Annotated in this window: 15 protein-coding genes and 3 pseudogenes; 2 read left to right on the top strand and 16 right to left on the bottom strand. The window is 62.0% G+C overall.

What is annotated here, in order from left to right; all coding sequences use genetic code 11:
* The first annotated feature begins 109 nt into the window (after positions 1 to 109).
* On the top strand, positions 110 to 514 hold the full coding sequence (gene msrB / locus AC0L2X_RS06160) for a peptide-methionine (R)-S-oxide reductase MsrB (protein WP_352489224.1): 405 nt from the start codon (positions 110 to 112) through the stop codon (positions 512 to 514).
* Between the two features lie 3 nt (positions 515 to 517).
* Here the strand turns inward: msrB and AC0L2X_RS06155 are convergent, their stop codons facing one another.
* The 14 genes and pseudogenes from AC0L2X_RS06155 to AC0L2X_RS06090 form a co-directional block, all read right to left on the bottom strand.
* Complete coding sequence (locus AC0L2X_RS06155; protein ID WP_352489223.1) at positions 518 to 832, bottom strand: hypothetical protein; 315 nt, start codon at positions 830 to 832, stop codon at positions 518 to 520.
* Between the two features lie 70 nt (positions 833 to 902).
* A complete protein-coding gene (locus AC0L2X_RS06150) occupies positions 903 to 1,343 on the bottom strand; it encodes a hypothetical protein (RefSeq protein WP_023719652.1) in 441 nt (146 codons plus the stop codon).
* A gap of 50 nt (positions 1,344 to 1,393) precedes the next feature.
* Positions 1,394 to 1,654, bottom strand: a complete 261-nt coding sequence (locus AC0L2X_RS06145) for a DUF2312 domain-containing protein (protein ID WP_023719653.1) — start codon at positions 1,652 to 1,654, stop codon at positions 1,394 to 1,396.
* A gap of 290 nt (positions 1,655 to 1,944) precedes the next feature.
* Positions 1,945 to 5,403, bottom strand: coding sequence for a pyruvate carboxylase (pyc, locus tag AC0L2X_RS06140; protein WP_473599415.1), 3,459 nt, complete (start codon positions 5,401 to 5,403; stop codon positions 1,945 to 1,947).
* Between the two features lie 229 nt (positions 5,404 to 5,632).
* Positions 5,633 to 6,763 carry a branched-chain amino acid ABC transporter substrate-binding protein gene (locus AC0L2X_RS06135; RefSeq protein WP_473599414.1) on the bottom strand — a complete coding sequence of 377 codons (1,131 nt, stop codon included), beginning with the start codon at positions 6,761 to 6,763 and terminating at the stop codon, positions 5,633 to 5,635.
* A gap of 138 nt (positions 6,764 to 6,901) precedes the next feature.
* Positions 6,902 to 7,249 carry a DUF6867 family protein gene (locus AC0L2X_RS06130; protein WP_254816421.1) on the bottom strand — a complete coding sequence of 116 codons (348 nt, stop codon included), beginning with the start codon at positions 7,247 to 7,249 and terminating at the stop codon, positions 6,902 to 6,904.
* An 18-nt stretch (positions 7,250 to 7,267) separates the two neighbouring features.
* The gene (locus tag AC0L2X_RS06125) at positions 7,268 to 7,996 is read right to left on the bottom strand and encodes an ABC transporter ATP-binding protein (protein ID WP_254816420.1); all 729 of its coding nucleotides are present in this window, start codon (positions 7,994 to 7,996) and stop codon (positions 7,268 to 7,270) included.
* A gap of 8 nt (positions 7,997 to 8,004) precedes the next feature.
* Positions 8,005 to 9,144 (bottom strand): annotated as a pseudogene (locus AC0L2X_RS06120) (ABC transporter ATP-binding protein); the annotation flags it as partial.
* A pseudogene (gene livM / locus AC0L2X_RS06115) lies at positions 9,144 to 10,352 on the bottom strand (high-affinity branched-chain amino acid ABC transporter permease LivM); the annotation flags it as partial. The pseudogenes AC0L2X_RS06120 and livM, both read right to left, overlap by 1 nt.
* Positions 10,353 to 10,469: 117 nt before the next feature.
* Positions 10,470 to 10,772: pseudogene (locus tag AC0L2X_RS06110) on the bottom strand (DUF3382 domain-containing protein); the annotation flags it as partial.
* Between the two features lie 4 nt (positions 10,773 to 10,776).
* Positions 10,777 to 11,679 carry a branched-chain amino acid ABC transporter permease gene (locus AC0L2X_RS06105; RefSeq protein WP_023678052.1) on the bottom strand — a complete coding sequence of 301 codons (903 nt, stop codon included), beginning with the start codon at positions 11,677 to 11,679 and terminating at the stop codon, positions 10,777 to 10,779.
* A gap of 334 nt (positions 11,680 to 12,013) precedes the next feature.
* The gene (locus AC0L2X_RS06100; protein ID WP_473599413.1) at positions 12,014 to 13,015 is read right to left on the bottom strand and encodes a 4-hydroxyproline epimerase; all 1,002 of its coding nucleotides are present in this window, start codon (positions 13,013 to 13,015) and stop codon (positions 12,014 to 12,016) included.
* A 28-nt stretch (positions 13,016 to 13,043) separates the two neighbouring features.
* Positions 13,044 to 14,294, bottom strand: a complete 1,251-nt coding sequence (locus AC0L2X_RS06095) for an NAD(P)/FAD-dependent oxidoreductase (protein WP_473599412.1) — start codon at positions 14,292 to 14,294, stop codon at positions 13,044 to 13,046.
* 48 nt (positions 14,295 to 14,342) lie between these two features.
* On the bottom strand, positions 14,343 to 15,236 hold the full coding sequence (locus AC0L2X_RS06090; RefSeq protein ID WP_473599411.1) for a dihydrodipicolinate synthase family protein: 894 nt from the start codon (positions 15,234 to 15,236) through the stop codon (positions 14,343 to 14,345).
* 103 nt (positions 15,237 to 15,339) lie between these two features.
* Here AC0L2X_RS06090 and AC0L2X_RS06085 point away from each other — a divergent pair, with 103 nt between their 5' ends.
* Positions 15,340 to 15,993, top strand: a complete 654-nt coding sequence (locus AC0L2X_RS06085; RefSeq protein WP_352714511.1) for a GntR family transcriptional regulator — start codon at positions 15,340 to 15,342, stop codon at positions 15,991 to 15,993.
* A 14-nt stretch (positions 15,994 to 16,007) separates the two neighbouring features.
* Here the strand turns inward: AC0L2X_RS06085 and AC0L2X_RS06080 are convergent, their stop codons facing one another.
* Together AC0L2X_RS06080 and AC0L2X_RS06075 are read right to left on the bottom strand one after the other, a co-directional pair.
* On the bottom strand, positions 16,008 to 16,322 hold the full coding sequence (locus AC0L2X_RS06080) for a hypothetical protein (RefSeq protein WP_352465658.1): 315 nt from the start codon (positions 16,320 to 16,322) through the stop codon (positions 16,008 to 16,010).
* 305 nt (positions 16,323 to 16,627) lie between these two features.
* Positions 16,628 to 16,924: a hypothetical protein gene (locus AC0L2X_RS06075; RefSeq protein WP_473599410.1), complete on the bottom strand. Its 297-nt coding sequence runs from the start codon at positions 16,922 to 16,924 to the stop codon at positions 16,628 to 16,630.
* Positions 16,925 to 17,121: the final 197 nt, after the last annotated feature.

The following is a 17,121-nucleotide window of genomic DNA, read 5'->3' as shown; positions in this document are numbered from 1 at the left end:
GGAATTCTTTGCAACAGGGTTGGAAATACGGGCAAACGCCGTAACAAATGCCTATTTCAGGCGAAGTTGGGAAGGCAACCCAAATAGCGACGTAAGCTAAGAGGAAAAAATGGACAGCCACACCTACCCCGTTACCCGCACCGATGCCGAATGGCGCGCCCGGCTGACGCCTGAGCAATATGCGGTGATGCGCAACCACGGCACCGAGCGGCCGGGAAGCTGCGCGCTGCTGCACGAGAAGCGCGCCGGCACCTTCTCCTGCGTCGGCTGCGACCAGCCCTTGTTTGAATCCAAGCTGAAATTCGAAAGCGGCACCGGTTGGCCGAGCTTCAACGACCCGGTTCCGGGTTCGGTCGAGACCACCGTCGACCGCAGCTACGGCATGGTCCGCACCGAGTGCCATTGCGCCCGCTGCGGCAGCCATCTCGGCCACGTCTTCGACGACGGCCCGCCGCCAACCGGTCTGCGCTATTGCATCAACGGCGTGGCGCTCAAATTCGAGCCGGCCGCCTGATCGTCAGGCCACGACCACCAGGATCAGCCACAATGTGGCGCCAAGCGTCATCAGCGTGGCCTTGGCGCCACTCGATTTTCCGGCAGTTCGCCAAACGGCAAAGGTCAGGAAGATATTGTAGGGTACCGGCGCGAAATGCACCGCCAGGACCAGCGCAAGCGGCAGTTTCAGCCCGAGCAGAATGAGTGCCGCCACCGACGACGCGACATTGATCGCTGTGCCGACAATGACCAGGTCGCGCCAGAACAGCCGATCGAGCGGCACGTCGCCCAGCCAGCGTGAGCGGAAGAAAGCGGCAACGCGCGACATGATCGTCATCGATCCACCGGCTCCCTCGCCCTGCTCACCAGAGCAACCCTTTCATAAGGATTGCGTCTGGAACCCTGCTTTATTCCTGACCCAGAACTTCGGCAATCGCGCGCTCGAAACGTGAGGCTTCCGTCACCAGCCAGTCGGTCATCGCCGGCCAATTGTCCTCGGCAAAACAATTCACCCGCCACATCGAATTGATGCCGAGGCCGTCGCAACTTTGTTCTGGCCTGAGCTTCAGCCTGTCTTCGATGGCCGGCTGGAACGGCTTCAACCGCGACCAGGCTTGCGTGGCACCGAATTTCTCGTTGCGGCCGAAGAAGACGCCGACATGATTCTGCGCGGGCGCGACATACATTGAAAGGACCAATGCGAAGTCGGGCAGCCCACGCTGCCAGAACCACGGTCCGCGCCTCGCCAGCAGGGCCCTTTCATCCGGATGCCGTTCCGCGAACAGCGTCCAGAAGCTGCGTTGGCGGAATTCAGAGGCGCGGCGGGCGCCAAAATCGAATTCGCTCATATTCGAACCGTCGAGGGGCGCCGCAACCGGCGCCCAAGGCTGTTGCCGGCTTACACCATGCCGAGCGCGGCCTTGTACAGATCGAGAATGGATTCCTCTTCCTGCCGCTCGGCCTGGTCCTTCTTGCGCAGCCGGATGATCGATCGCATCGCCTTGGTGTCGAAGCCGGTGCCCTTGGCCTCTGCGAACACTTCCTTGATGTCGTCGGCAATCGTCTTCTTCTCTTCCTCGAGCCGCTCGATGCGTTCGATGAAGGCGCGCAGCTGGCCGGCGGCAACAGTCTGGCTGGTCTCGGTGATGTCGTCGGCCATAGTCTTCTCTCCGCGTCGTTTCTCGCCGCGACTCGGGGGGCCCGAGCGGCGAATTGCAGCGGTTCGATGCCCGACCGGGCGCGGCGGGTCAAGGTGCTATCGATGCGGCATGAAGGGGTTCGGCACGCCTTAAGGTGTGTTGAGATTCAGGTCAGGCCGAGCCGGAGTCGAAGACGGGCGCGAAGCGACCAAACAAGATGGCTGCCGAGAACCGGAGCGGAGCGTACCTGAGTACGTGAGCACCGGAAGCCGGCGTTTGCAGGCCGGCATCACCTGAATATCAGCACGTCTTACCCGAACGCGATCAGCAGATCCTTGGCATCGATCTGGTCGCCGGCCTTGACCAGCACCTCGGCTACGGTGCCGTCGCGTTCGGCATGCAACGCCGTTTCCATCTTCATCGCTTCGATCGACAGCAGCACGTCGCCGGCCTTCACCGCCTGGCCGGCAGCGACCGCAAGCGCCGAGACGACGCCAGGCATCGGCGCGCCGACATGCGCCTCGTTGCCCGGCTCCGCCTTGCGCCGCGCCTTGGCAGCGGACGCGCCATGCGCCCGGTCCGGCACCTTCACGCGGCGCGGCTGGCCGTTGAGCTCGAAGAACACGGTGACCATGCCCTTTTCGTCGACATCGCCCAGGGCAAGGCAGCGCACCACCAGCGTCTTGCCTTTTTCGATATCGACGAAAATCTCGTCTTCCGGCTTCATGCCATAGAAATAGGTCGGCGTCGGCAGTACGCTGACCGGCCCGTAGGTCTCCTGCGCGGCGGCAAAATCGGAAAACACCTTCGGATACATCAGCCACGACGCGAACTCGAACTCGCTGAGCTTGCGCTCGAGCTTTTCCTCGACCTCCGTGCGGCTGGCCTTGAGGTCCGCCGGCTTGAGCAGCGAACCCGGCCGCACCGTGATCGGCTTTTCGCCCTTCAGCACCTTCTTCTGCAATGGCTTTGGCCAGCCGCCCGGCGACTGGCCGAGATCGCCGCGCAACATCGACACCACCGAATCCGGGAAGGCGATGTCCCTCGCCGGATTCTCGACGTCGGCGACGGTCAGGTCCTGACTCACCATCATCAGCGCCATGTCGCCGACGACCTTGGACGACGGCGTCACCTTGACGATGTCGCCGAACATCAGATTGACGTCGTGATAGGTCTGCGCCACTTCGTGCCAGCGTGTCTCCAGCCCGAGCGAGCGCGCCTGTTCCTTGAGGTTGGTGAACTGCCCGCCCGGCATTTCGTGCAGATAGACCTCCGATGCCGGCCCCTTCAGGTCGCTTTCAAAGGCGGCGTATTGGTTGCGCACCGCCTCCCAGTAGAACGAGATGTTCCTGATCCATTGCGGGTCGAGGCCCGGGTCGCGCTCGGTGCCTTTCAGCGCCTCGACGATCGAACCCAGGCACGGCTGCGAGGTGTTGCCCGATAGCGAATCCATCGCCGCGTCGATGGCGTCGACGCCGCTCTCCACCGCCGCCAGCACGGTTGCCGCCGACAGGCCGGATGTGTCGTGGGTGTGGAAGTGGATGGGCAGGTCCGTCGCCTCGCGCAGTGCCTTGAACAGCACGCGGGCCGCCGCCGGTTTCAAAAGCCCGGCCATATCCTTGACGGCGATGATATGGGCGCCTGCCGCCTGCAATTCCCTGGCCAGGCCGACATAGTATTTCAGATCGTATTTGGTCCGCGCCGGATCGAGTATGTCGCCGGTATAACAGATAGCCGCTTCGATCAGTCTGCCCTCGGCGCCGACCGCATCCATGGCGACGCGCATGTTGTCGACCCAATTCAGGCAATCGAAGACCCGGAACAGGTCGATGCCGCCGGCAGCGGCCTGGCGGACGAAATGCTGGACGACATTGTCGGGATAGTTGGTATAGCCAACGCCGTTGGCGCCGCGCAGGAGCATCTGCAGCAGAAGGTTGGGTGCTGCCTCGCGCACCAGCGACAGCCGCTCCCACGGGTCTTCGGTGAGAAAGCGCATGGCGACGTCGAATGTGGCGCCGCCCCAGCATTCGAGCGACAAAAGCTGCGGCAGAGCACGCGCATAGGTGCCGGCAATTCCGGCGATGTCATAGGTGCGCACACGCGTCGCGAGCAAGGATTGATGCCCGTCGCGCATTGTCGTGTCGGTGACCAGCACCTCTTTTTGCTCGCGCATCCACGCGGCGAATTTCTCCGGCCCGAGCACGTCGAGCTTCTGCTTGCTGCCGTGCGGCACATTGCCGTTGAGATATGGCACCACTGGTGGCGCCGCATCGGCCTTTGGCTGCGGCCGGCCGCGCGTCTCGGGATGGCCATTGACCGAAACGTCGGCAAGGTAGTTGAGCAGCTTGGTCGCGCGGTCCTGCCGCTTCACGCTGGCGAACAGTTCCGGCGTCGTGTCGATGAACTTGGTGGTGTAGGAATTGTCGGCGAAGCTCGGGTGATTGATGATCGCCTCGAGAAAGGTGAGATTGGTCGCCACGCCGCGGATGCGGAATTCGCGCAGCGCCCGGTTCATGCGGGCGATGGTCTCGGCCGGCGTCGGCGCCCACGCCGTTACCTTTTCCAGCAGTGGATCGTAGAAGCGGGTGATGACCGCGCCCGAATAGGCGGTGCCGCCATCAAGGCGGATACCGAAGCCGGTGGCACCACGATAGGCGGTGATGCGGCCATAGTCGGGGATGAAATTATGCTCTGGATCTTCCGTGGTGATGCGGCACTGCAGGGCGTGACCGTTGAGCCTGATGTCCTTTTGCGCCGGCACGCCCGATTCCGCCGTGCCGATGGCAAAGCCGTCGAGGATGTGGATCTGCGCCTTGACGATGTCGATGCCGGTCACCTGTTCGGTGACGGTGTGCTCGACCTGGATACGCGGATTGACCTCGATGAAATAGAATTTTCCGGTGTCGGCATCCTGCAGGAACTCGACCGTGCCGGCGCCGATATAGCTGGTTTCGTGCGCGATCCTCAGCGCGTAGCCGCAAAGCTCCTCGCGCTCTGGCATTTCAAGATACGGCGCCGGCGCCCGCTCGACCACTTTCTGGTTGCGGCGCTGGATCGAACAATCGCGCTCGAACAGGTGCACGGCGTTGCCATGCGTGTCGCCCAGCACCTGCACCTCGACATGGCGTGCGCGCTCGATCAGCTTCTCGAGATAGACCTCGTCCTTGCCGAAGGCCGCCTTCGCCTCACGCTTGCCTTCCGTCACCTCGCGGGCGAGATCGGCCTCGGAGCGGATGGCGCGCATGCCGCGGCCGCCGCCGCCCCAGGACGCCTTGAGCATCACCGGGTAGCCGATCGTCTTGGCGAGTTCCCTTACCGCCGCCATGTCGTCCGGCAAGGGATCGGTAGCGGGAATTACCGGCACACCGACTTCGATTGCGAGATTGCGGGCGGCGACCTTGTTGCCCAGCCTGCGCATCGTATCCGGCTTTGGCCCGATGAAGATGATGCCGGCCTTGGCGCAGGCTTCGGCGAATTCCGGGCTTTCCGACAGCAGGCCGTAGCCTGGATGGATGGCATCGGCGCCCGAAAGCCTGGCGACGCGGATAACCTCCTCGATCGACAGATAGCTTTCGATCGGCCCCATATCCCTGGCCAGATGCGGCCCGCGCCCGACCTGGTAGCTTTCGTCGGCCTTGAAGCGATGCAGCGAGTATTTGTCCTCCTCTGCCCAGATCGCCACGGTTTTGAGACCGAGCTCATTGGCCGCGCGGAAGACGCGGATGGCTATTTCGGAGCGGTTGGCGACAAGGATCTTCGAGATTGCCAAGGACAGGGCTCCGGACGCGGGGAAGGGAACTGCCGGACATGATTAGCGCGAAAATGCTGCAGTGCAAACAAAATCGGAGCGAGGATTAAACCGATTTAGTTTGATCTATCGCTGACACATTGCGTGTCGGTCCGAAGAACGCCTGGGCAGTTCCGATCCAGGCTTTCGGGAACTCTCATAAAAAATGCCCGGCGCGCGGCGCCGGGCATTTTCATCTAGCAACGTCCGGTTATTTGCCGGGTGCGTTCTCGACATAGGTGTACTTGCCGTCGTCACCCTTCTTCCAGGTGTACATGACGTAGTCCGGACGGGTGATATCGCCCTTCGCGTCGTAGCCGATCTCGCCGATCGCGGTCTTCCAGGGGCCGGCCGACTTGATGGTCTCGGCTACCTTCTGAGCGTCGTCGGCTGAACCGGCCTTGGTGATGGCGGCCGCGATGATTTCCATCGCTGCGTAGGAGTAGAGGGTATAGGCTTCAGGCTCGAAGCCGGCCGCACGGAACTTCTCGACGAGCTCCTTGGCGTTCGGATTCTTGCGCGGATCCGGAGCGAACGTCATCAGCGTGCCCTCGACGGCGTCGCCCGCGATGGAGGCCAATTCGTTCGACACGATGCCGTCGCCGGACATGAAGGTTGCCTTGAGGCCCTGGTCAGCGAGCTGGCGTATGATCAGGCCGGCTTCGGTGTGCAGGCCGCCATAGTAGACGACCGTGACGCCCGCGTCCTTCATCTTGGCGATGAGGGCCGAGAAATCCTTGTCGCCGACATTGATGCCTTCATACATGGCCTCAGTCACGCCGTTGGCTGCGAGCGCCTTCTTGGTTTCGTCGGCGAGGCCCTGGCCATAAGGCGTCTTGTCATGGATGACAGCGATCTTGGCATCCTTGAAGTTCGCGGCGAGATAGTCGCCGGCGACCTTGCCCTGCTGATCGTCGCGTCCGCAGGTGCGGAAGGTGTTCCACATGCCACGTTCGGTGAACTTCGGATTGGTCGCGGCCGGCGTGATCTCAAGGATGCCGTTCTCGGCGTAGACTTCCGACGCCGGAATCGAGACGCCGGAGTTGAAGTGGCCATCGACGTACTTGACGCCGTCGGCGACGAACTTGTTGGCGACCGAGATGCCTTGCTTGGGATCGGAGACGTCGTCGCCGACTTCAAGCTTCAGCTGCTGGCCAAGAACGCCGCCCGCCGCATTGATATCGGCGACTGCCTGTTCGGCACCCTTCTGAAGCTGGGCGCCGAACGCTGCGTTCGGACCGGTGATCGGACCGGCAACGCCGATCAGGATGTCAGCCCACGCGTTGCCGCTGAACGCGACAAGCGCGGTCAGGGCGACGGCGGACAAAAGTGACTTTTTCATTGAAACGCTCCCATTTACCGAGTGGGCGTGGATGTTGCTTTCATGCGATGCCCACTCTTGCTCGCAGAAAGAGTACTTTGCCGATTTTCAGGCACTTGTCACGCCGATTCATCCCTGAAACGCCGTTAATGATAAATGTCAACCTTTTGGTTTCCAGCTCAAAAGAGAGGCTCTTTCGTAAAGCCAATTATACTGCGTTACCATCTGGTTGGTGCGCGTGTATTGGTAGCCAATGAAGCCCAATATCATCAGCACGATGGTATCGACCACGTAGTAATGCAGCGAAAACATCGTTCCGCCGAACAGCGCATGATGGATGAATCTTACGCCGATGCCGAGCCCCAGCATATAGGCGAATAGCTGGGCGAAGCTGCGCCATGTTTGGGCACACGCCTTGCCCGTCATCCAGGCCGCCCAGCCACCGAGCAGGCAGGTGACGAAGAAGAACTGCCAGATCGAGGGTTCCTCATAGAGAATGCCCTGCATGATGAAGACTCCTGAAACTCAGTGATGGCCGCCCTCGAGATAGGCGGCGCGCACTTCCGGATTGGCGAGCAGTTCCTTGCCGGTGCCGCTCATCGTCACATTGCCGTTGACCATGACATAGCCGCGCGTGGCGAGCTTGAGTGCGCCGAAGGCGTTCTGCTCGACCAGGAACACGGTCAGTCCCTGCGTGCGGTTTAGCTCGCGGATGGCGTCGAAGATCTGCTTGACGATCAAAGGCGCCAGGCCCAGCGACGGCTCATCCAGCAAGAGCAGCTTCGGCCGTGCCATCAGCGCGCGGCCGATCGACAGCATCTGCTGCTCGCCGCCCGAAAGCGTGCCGCCACGTTGGCCGACACGTTCCTTGAGCCGCGGGAACAGCGTGAAGACCCTTTCGACGTCCTCGTCGTAATGCTTGAGACCGTCGAGGCTGGCGCCCATCTGCAGGTTTTCCATCACCGTCATGCGCGGAAAGATGCGCCGGCCCTCCGGCGACTGCGCGATACGCATGCGCGCAATCTCGTGGGTCGGCATCTGGGTGATATCGGTGCCGGCGAAGGTGATGGTGCCGGCGCGGGCGCGCGGCGCCCCGAAAATGGTCATCATCAGCGTCGACTTGCCGGCGCCGTTGGCGCCGATCAGCGCCACGATCTCGCCCTGCTTGACGGTGACGTCGACGCCGTTCAGCGCCCTGATGTTGCCGTAGTAGGTCTGGACGCCCTTGATATCGAGCAGCGTTGTGCCGGCCATTATTTCCGCCCTCCGCGCCGATTGGAGGTGCCGGGAGTTTTCGGCTTCGCCGGAGCCTTGCCCGGCTTTGCCGTGGAAGATTTCGCGGCCGATTTGGCTTTGGCCGACGATCCGGACTTTGCAGCAGCGCTCGACTTTGCATCGATCTGCCCGGCCTTCGAAGCGCCCTTTGACACTGTGACGCGTTCGCCCTCGCTATGGCCGACCGTATCGACCACCGGCCCGGCGAGATAGGAAGACGATGTGCCCGGGCCGTGTGCGTAATCCGGACCGGTATCCAGTTGCTCGATGACGTCCTCGTCGCCGACCTCGGTCAGCACCGTCTCGACGTCCTCGTCTTCGACACCGAGATAGGCGGCGATGACGCGCGGGTCGGTTCGTACCGATTGCGGATTGCCGTCGGAGATCTTGCGCCCGTATTCGAGCACGACGACATGGTCTGAAATCTGCATGACCACCGCCATGTCGTGCTCGATCAAAAGGATCGACGTGCCGGTGTTGTCCTTGATGTCCATCAGCAGCGCATTGAGTGCCGCCGATTCCTTCGGATTAAGGCCGGCAGCCGGTTCGTCGAGGCACAGAAGCTCAGGGCCGGTGCACATGGCGCGAGCAATTTCGAGCCGTCGCTGCGCGCCATATGGCAGATCGCCGGCAGGATCGTCGGCGCGGTCGACGAGATCGGCCTTCTCCAGCCAGTGCTCGGCCAGTTCAACCGATTCCGCCGAAGCCTGTCTGTATCCGCTATAGCCGAACAGGCCGAGAATGGTATAGCCGGACGCCTTCATCAGCTTGTTGTGCTGGGCGACCAGAAGGTTCTCCAGCAGCGTCATGCCCGAGAACAGGCGGATGTTCTGGAAGGTGCGCGCCACCTTGGCACGCGCCGGGATCTCATGGTTCGGCAAGCGTTCGAGCAGGAAGGTCGAGCCGTCGCGCCGGTTGAGCGTGATCATGCCTTCCGACGGCTTGTAGAAACCGGTGATGCAATTGAACACGGTGGTCTTGCCGGCGCCGTTGGGACCGATCAGAGCGGTGATCTCGCCACGTTTGGCCTGGAATGACAAATCGCCGATGGCGACGAGACCGCCGAACTTCATCGACAGATGCTCGACCTGCAGGATGGCATTGTTCACGGAGGGGTTCGCGTTCATCAGCCGTGTCCCTCCTTGGTGAAGGACCCCGACACCGCCCTGCGCACCTTGAGGAAGGCCGTCGGCTCGCGGCTGCCGACGAAGCCACGCGGCTTCCACAGCATGACGATGACCATGGCCATGCCGAACAACAGCATGCGATAAAGCTCCGGCGTGAAGTCGGGGCCGAACCCGGGTATGACCTTGATGTTGCCCCAACTCAGGCCGGTCTTGAGGAAATCCAGTTCGCGCAGGATTTCGGTGCCGCCTATCATCACCATGGCGGCGACGGCAATACCGACCAGCGAGCCCATGCCGCCGAGCACGACGATGGCAAGGATGATCGCCGATTCCAGAAAGACGAAGGATTCCGGGCTGACGAAGCCTTGCCGCGCGGCGAAGAACGAGCCGGCGAAGCCGCCGAACATCGCGCCCGTGGCAAAGGCCGTGAGCTTGGTGGTGGTGGTGTTGATGCCGAGCGAGCGGCAGGCGATCTCGTCCTCGCGCAGCGCTTCCCAGGCGCGGCCGACCGGCAGCCGCCTGAGCCTCACCGTGACGAAGGCGGTCAGCAGGCAGAGTCCAAGGATCAGGTAGTAGAGGAAGATCTTGTAGTAGGCGCCGGACTGCGCGATGCCGAGCACCTTGGAGATGTAGTTCGGGTCGGAGACGTTGAACGACATCAGGCCGAAGAAAGAGACCTTCGGGATGCCGGAAATCCCGGCCGAGCCGTTGGTCACTTCGCGCCAGTTGATGATCACCAGCCTTATGATCTCGCCGAAAGCGAGCGTCACGATCGCCAGATAGTCACCGCGCAGGCGCAGCACCGGGAAGCCCAGCATCACGCCCCAGAATGCAGCCATCAGGCCGGCGGCGGGTAGCAGGATCCAGAAGGAAAGGCCGAAATGCGTGCCGAGCAGCGCATAGGCATAGGCACCGACGGCGTAAAAGGCGACATAGCCGAGGTCGAGCAGGCCGGCCAAGCCGATAACGATATTCAACCCCCAGGCCAGCATCACGTAGATCAGGATCTGGATGCCGAAATTGTCGACATACTTCAGCGAACCCTGGAAACCGACCGCCATGGACCCGGCATATAGCGCCAGCACCAACACCACGACGATCGGGTAGAGCGCCAGTGCGGTTATGCCCAATGCCGAGAAATGAGCATGAATGAAGGCCCGGAAACGATAAATCAGCCACGCCAGCGCATAGATGATTGCGAGCGCCCGCAGGAACCGCACAAAATCGGAAATTTCCGGCCCTAAGGCCTCGGTCAGGAAGCCACTGAGCGCGAGCAGAATAACGGCGACGGCGAGCGCCACGATGAACGCGGGAAGGCGGAAGAATCGCGAAGCCAGGCTGACCGGCAGCAGGCCGGTGGCGACGTCGACGATCTTCTGGTTCGCCAGGAAGGGTTGGCCATAGGCGACGTAAAGGAAGCGTCCGGCCATGGTGGCGATCACGACGCCGGCGAGCAAGCCCCAGCGCTGCACCAGGATCAGTTCGTTGGAGATGTTCTGGTCGGTCTTCAGGCCGATGAACAGCACGAACAGGCCAAGCGAGATGGCGCCGGCATAGAGTGCTTCGCGAAAAGCGCGCTGGACCGGAGTGGCGACGACGGTGCTATCCGGAGATACGGTAACCGCCATGATCTCAGACCTTTTCGACTTCTGGCCGGCCGAGAATGCCGGAAGGCAGGAAGATCAGCACGATCGCCAGGATGGAGAAGGCGGCGACGTCCTTGTAATCGATCGAGAAATAAGCCGACCACATGCTTTCGATAAAGCCAATCATCAGCCCGCCGAGCACGGCGCCGGGCAGTGAGCCGATGCCGCCGAGCACCGCAGCAGTAAATGCCTTCACACCGGGCGTAAAGCCGTCGGAAAACACCACCACACCGTAATACATCAGGAACAACGTGCCGGCGACGGCGGCAAGGGCGGCGCCCATGATGAAGGTGATCGAGATGGTGCGGTCGACGTCGATGCCGAGCAGTGCGGCCATCTTGCGGTCCTGCTCGCAGGCGCGCTGCGCCCGGCCGAGCGAGGTCTTGTTGACCAGGTACCAGAACAGCGCCAGCAGGACTATGGTGACCAGGACGATGATGATCTGCTTCAGCGAGACGCTGATGCCTTCGATGTTGTAGACCTTGGACACCATTGGCGGGACCGGCTTGTTGCGCGGCCCTTGCGTCACCTGGACGAAATTGGACAGCGCAATCGACATGCCGATCGCGGTGATCAGCGGCGCCAGCCGGAATGAACCGCGCAAAGGCCGGTAGGCCACCTTCTCGATCGTCCAATTATACAGGCTGGTCAGCAGCATCGCGACGATCATCATGATCAGCAGCGCAACGACGATCGGCAGCGAATAGAACAACGCACCGAGGATAAGGAAAACGATGAGCGCGGTGAAAGCGCCGATCATGAAAATGTCGCCATGGGCGAAATTGATCATGCCGATGATGCCGTAGACCATCGTATAGCCGATCGCTATCAGCCCATAGATCGATCCCAGCGTCAGCCCATTGATAAGCTGCTGGACAAAATACTGCATGCTGTCGTGGCTCCCCTGGAATGTCGTCCATGCAGACGCATTCCTTTTCGTATTTCCCCTAGTCGTAAAGTTTCGAGCCCGGATTGCAACGTGATTTTTCGATCATTATGCGTGTTTTCGCCGCACGCCATCCGATTGCCCGTTTTGTTCCCGGCCGACCCCTGGACCATCGCGGACCCTATCATTGGCCTAACGCAATGTCTTTGACGATTCAATCGCAGCATGAGCCCCATTTCGAAGAAATCGGCGTCAAAATAAGTTAATGAGCGGGATCGTTGCGTGATCGATCGCAATTCGTTTGCGCTCTCTTTCCTTCCCCTGCGTCAGTGATTTCCTATTTGACGACGAAACCATGCGCGAACGGGTCGCGGTCGTCCATGAAGATCGTGTTCAATCCGGTCATCCGCGCCCAGCCGCCGATCGAGGGAATGATTGCCGGCTTGCCAGCGACGGTGACCTCTTTCTCCACCCTGCCCTTGAACCGCGACCCGATGATCGATTCATGGACGAAGTCCACGCCGACCCCAAGCTTGCCCTTGGCGTGAAGCTGCGCCATCCGCGCCGAGGTGCCGGTGCCGCAGGGCGAGCGGTCGATTGCCTTGTCGCCGTAGAAGACGGCGTTGCGGGCATCGGCTTGCGGGTTGGTCGGCGCGCCGGTCCACAATATGTGCGACAGCTTGTTGATGCCGGGATTCTCCGGATGTACGAAGGTATATTTTTCGTTGAGCCGTTGCCGCACCACCGGGCTCCAGGCGATCAGTTCGCCGGCCGAATGCTCGGCCATGTCGCGATAGTTCTTTTGCGGTTCGACGATGGCGTAGAAATTGCCGCCATAGGCGACATCGACGCTGATCTCGCCGAGCCCGGGGCATTCGACCGTCAGCCCTTCGGCATAAAGGAAGGACGGCACATTGGTGATGCGCACCTCCTCGACATAGTCGCCGACTTGGCTGTACTCGGCGACGACCACGCCCGCCGGCGTATCCAGCCTGAGCACGCCCGGCGTCTTCGGTTTGATCAATCCATGTTCGACCGCAAAGGTCACCGTGCCGATGGTGCCATGGCCGCACATCGGCAGGCAGCCCGAGGTTTCGATGAACAGGATGGCGATGTCGCAATCTTCACGCGTCGGCGGATAGAGGATCGAGCCGGACATCACGTCATGACCGCGCGGCTCGAACATCAGGCCGGTGCGGATCCAGTCATATTCGGCCAGGAAATGCGCTCGCCGCTCCATCATCGTCGAGCCCTTGAGTAAAGGCCCACCGCCGGCGACCAGCCGCACCGGATTGCCGCAGGTGTGGCCGTCTATGCAGAAGAAGGAATTCTTGGCCATGCCGGCTCCCAACTGAATGTCTTCGATCTCAAAACCGTTGCGGGCTGAACGGGCCGAGATCGAGCGATGGATCCTGCCCGAGAACGAGCTCGCGGATCAAGCGTCCGGTCGCCGCGGCCTGGGTCAGCCCGAGGTGACCATGGCCGAAACCATACACCACCGACGGCGTTTGTTGCGATCGCCCGATCACCGGCAGCGAATCCGGCAGCGACGGTCGGAAGCCCATCCATTCGCGACCATTTGCCGGATTCAGTCCCGGCAGGAATTTCTGCGCCTTTTCGAGCAGCGCTTTCGAGCGCGCATAATTGGGCGGCCTCTCGAGGCCGCCGAGTTCGACCGCACCACCGACCCGCAGGCCCGTCTCGAGCGGCGTGATGACGAAGCCATGCCCGGAGAAGATCAATTGTCGCTTTACGTCGAAGGCAGTCTTCGGCAACGTCGTGTTGTAGCCACGCTCGGTCTCCAGCGGGATGCCGTCGCCGAGATGTCTCGCCAGCAGATGCGACCAGGCCCCGGCAGCAATGACGACGTGCTTCGCCCGTCGCCGCGTGCCGTCGGCCGTGGTCAGGATCGCGCCGTCCTGTCCCGCCTCGACACGCTCGATCCGGGCCTTTTCGAACCCGGCGCCCAATCCCTCGGCATAGGCCCACAAGGCCTTTCCAAGCAGCTTGGGATCGGCTACGGTTTTCCACCCCGGCACGAACGTTCCCGTGACGAAGCGCGGCGACAGGCCGGGCTGCAGGGCTGTGAGAGCCCTGCCCTCGACATGGCTGAAGCCGATGCCGAAGCGCTGCCTTGCCGCCCAGCCGGGCAGCGAAGCCTTGAACTCGGCCTCGCTTTCGTAGAGTTCGAGCGAGCCGTCCTCGTGCAGCATCGGCCGTGTCCCGGAACGGTCGAGCAAGCCCATCCATTCCGCCTCGGCGAGCTTCATCATCCCGGCCTGCGCGGCAAGGCCGGCTTCATAGCGGTCGCTTCGGCCGGCACGCCAGAAGCGGACCAGCCAGGGCAGCAGCTTCGGCAGATAGGCGGGCGGAATGCTGAGCGGGCCGAGCGGGTCGGCGAGCCATTTCGGCAACTGCCTGATCATGCCCTTGTGGGTCAGCGGCAGCACGTCGGAGAAGGCAAAGGCGGCGGCATTGCCGGAACTGGTCTCCTCGCATATCCCTGTCCGATCGAAGATCGTGACGTTTCGGCCCGCCTCGGCCAGAAAGGCGGCGGCACAGATGCCGATAATGCCGCCACCAATGATGGCGACATCGAGCGTAGCATTGTCATTCATTGCCATGCGCCGCGCTGCACATCTGCAAATGCCATCAAAGCGACTGGATCAGAATGCCGGCAGCTCTGGCCGCACCGCCAGCGCATCCCTGACGATCTTTTCGACTGCCTTGCGCCGCTCGCCCGACAATGGCTGGCGCGGCATGCGCACGCGGTCGTTGGTGTTGATCGCCAAGACTTCGGCGAGCTTGATGTTCTGCACCAAATAGGTCGAGACGTCGAGGTCGAGCAGCGGCCGGAACCAGCGGTAGATTTTCAACGCCTCCTCGCGGCGGCCCTGTCTCATCAGCTGGTAGATGGCGACGGTCTCGCGCGGGAATGCGGTGACCAGGCCCGCCACCCAGCCGATGGCGCCGACCGACAGCGCCTCGAAGGCAAGATTGTCGACGCCGGTGAACAGGTCGTAGCGGTCGCCGAGACGGTTGATGATCTCGGTCGAGCGGCGGATGTCGTCGGAGGACTCCTTGATGGCGACGAAGCGCTGGTCCTTCGCCAACTCCTCCATCTGGTCGACAGTGACGTCGACGCGGTAGGCAAGCCGGTTGGAGTAGATCATCACCGGCAGGTCGCCGGCCGCGGCGACGGCGCTGAGTGCCGCGACCGTCTCCTCGGCATTGGTATGGTAGATCGGGCTCGGCACCACCATCAAACCGTTGGCGCCTTCCTTTGCGGCGCGGCGCGCGATCGCCGCAGCCTCGCGTGTACCGGCCTCGTTGACCGTCAACAGCACCGGTTTCTTGCCGGCGATCTTCTGCGCGGTCTTCAGCACGTCGATCTTCTCGTCATGCGACAGCATCGGGCCTTCGCCAAGCGACCCGCAGACGATGATGCCGTCACAGCCGGCCTCCATCTGCAGCGCAAAGCAGCGCTCCATCTCGGCATGGTCGAGGCGGTCGTCCTCGGTGAATTTGGTCGTAACGGCGGGGAAGACTCCGGCCCACATGTCGGTCGCTCCATCTGATATATCAGTCGTATATTTCTTAAGAAGCCGGCTGTCAACATTGAATCCGCTATGATATATCAACAATATATCAGGAGACACCGCATTGGTATATGACAACCCGGGCTCCGAGCCGGCAACTGCGAAGGCCTACCGCAGGCTCGAGCACATGATCGTAACGCTCGAACTGGCGCCGGCGAGCTTCATCACCGAGGGGGCGCTGATCGACAGGCTCGGCCTCGGCCGCACCCCGGTTCGCGAAGCGATCCAGCGGCTGGCCTGGGAGGGGCTGCTCGAGGTCCGGCCGCGCGCCGGCATCGCCATCGCGCCGCTTCACCCCGGCGACTGGCTGCGTGTCCTCGACGCCCGCCGTGGCGTCGAGGTGGTGCTTGCCCGCTCGGCCGCCCGCTTCGTCACCCGCGAGGCCGCCGACCTGTTTCATGACGCTGCCCTTGCCATGCAAAAGGCGGTGATTTCGGAAAATGTGTTTTATTTCATCCAGGCCGACAAGGCGCTCGACGAAGCGCTGGCGCTGGCTGCCGACAACCCGTTCGCCGCGCGCCTGGCGGCGCCCTTGCAAACCCACAGCCGCCGCTTCTGGTTCCGCTACAAGGCCGATACCGGACTGGCCGAATCCGCCGAGCACCACGTCGCGCTGATCCGCTCGATACTCGCCGGCGACGAAGAGGCCGCGGCCAAGGACGCCAAGCGGCTGATGGCGCTGCTGCGCGGCCACGCTGAGGCAGCTGCTACGCGCTGACGCCGCCCGCTCCCTCATGAGTTTTGGCCGGGCAGGGCCTCCACGCTTTCCCAATTTTCGCCGGCTGCGACAATGCAGCTTCTGCCGGCGACGTCGGTCACGATGACCGTCCAGCTTCCGCTATCGGCGACAAAAACTTCCATGACCGCCTCCTGACCGATCAGTCCGAGAGCAAACTGTTTTTCCTGGAAATTCTCAGTCAGGTGGGCGACGAGGGCGCCATGTTCAACGCAGTATTGATATTGGGCGCTTGCGGCATTCGTACCCACCGCGAACAAGCCGGCAAAAGCTACGGTCTTCACCCATCCTAACAGCGATTTGCGTGCCATAGGGCACCTCCTTTGCCATCGCGATCCGGCAAAGGGAGGTGATTGACGGCCTCATTTTGCCGGAGCGATCCAGGCCGGTTCCGACGTCATCATCGCGTCGCTCCTTTCCGTGTTCCGGTCTGCCGTCAGCGGGAACGATTCTGGATGTTCTCGCTATGTTCGATATATGGTATCGCTAACGAAAAATAGCAAGCGATGCGCGCCTCAAGCGGGCGCGGGGAGATCCGTTTCAAGGTCGCCGAGAATAAGGCCGCTGCCCGGCTACCGTGCCGAGGCTGCGGCCAGGTGAATAGGAAAGGCCTACTTCAGGTGCCTGGCAGCGCCGCTATCGTCATCGCGCTTTCCCAGCCTTCGCCGACTGAAATCACGCAGCTTTGACCTTTTGTGTCGCTGGCGAGGATGGTCCATGTGCCCTTGTCGGAAACGAAGACTTCAAGCACCACATTCGGATTGACGACGCCGACCGCGCTAGGGTTTTCATGAAACTTCTCGCCGAGCGCCTTGACCATATCGGCGCGTGCCGCACATTGCTCGGCAGTCATTGCCGGGACGGCGGAAAGCGCCATCGCAGCGCAAGCTATAGTCGCCATGAGACGTGTCATCTGACACCTCCTTTGCGCCGGACGATGTCCCCCGGAGCCGTCACCAGCGCCGTTGGTTGATCTGCCAGCGTCTCCTTCGCGGCAGGACTGAAACCTAAGAAGATTGCTGGCTTCTTGGTTCCATCACATTAGTGTTCATGCCGATGAAGACCGCGACAAAAAGGCCCGAGCTTGGTGCTCGGGCCTTGTCTGCTTTC

It is taken from the genome of Mesorhizobium sp. WSM4828, from assembly GCF_055811175.1.
This window is presented reverse-complemented; position numbering and strand designations above follow the sequence as displayed.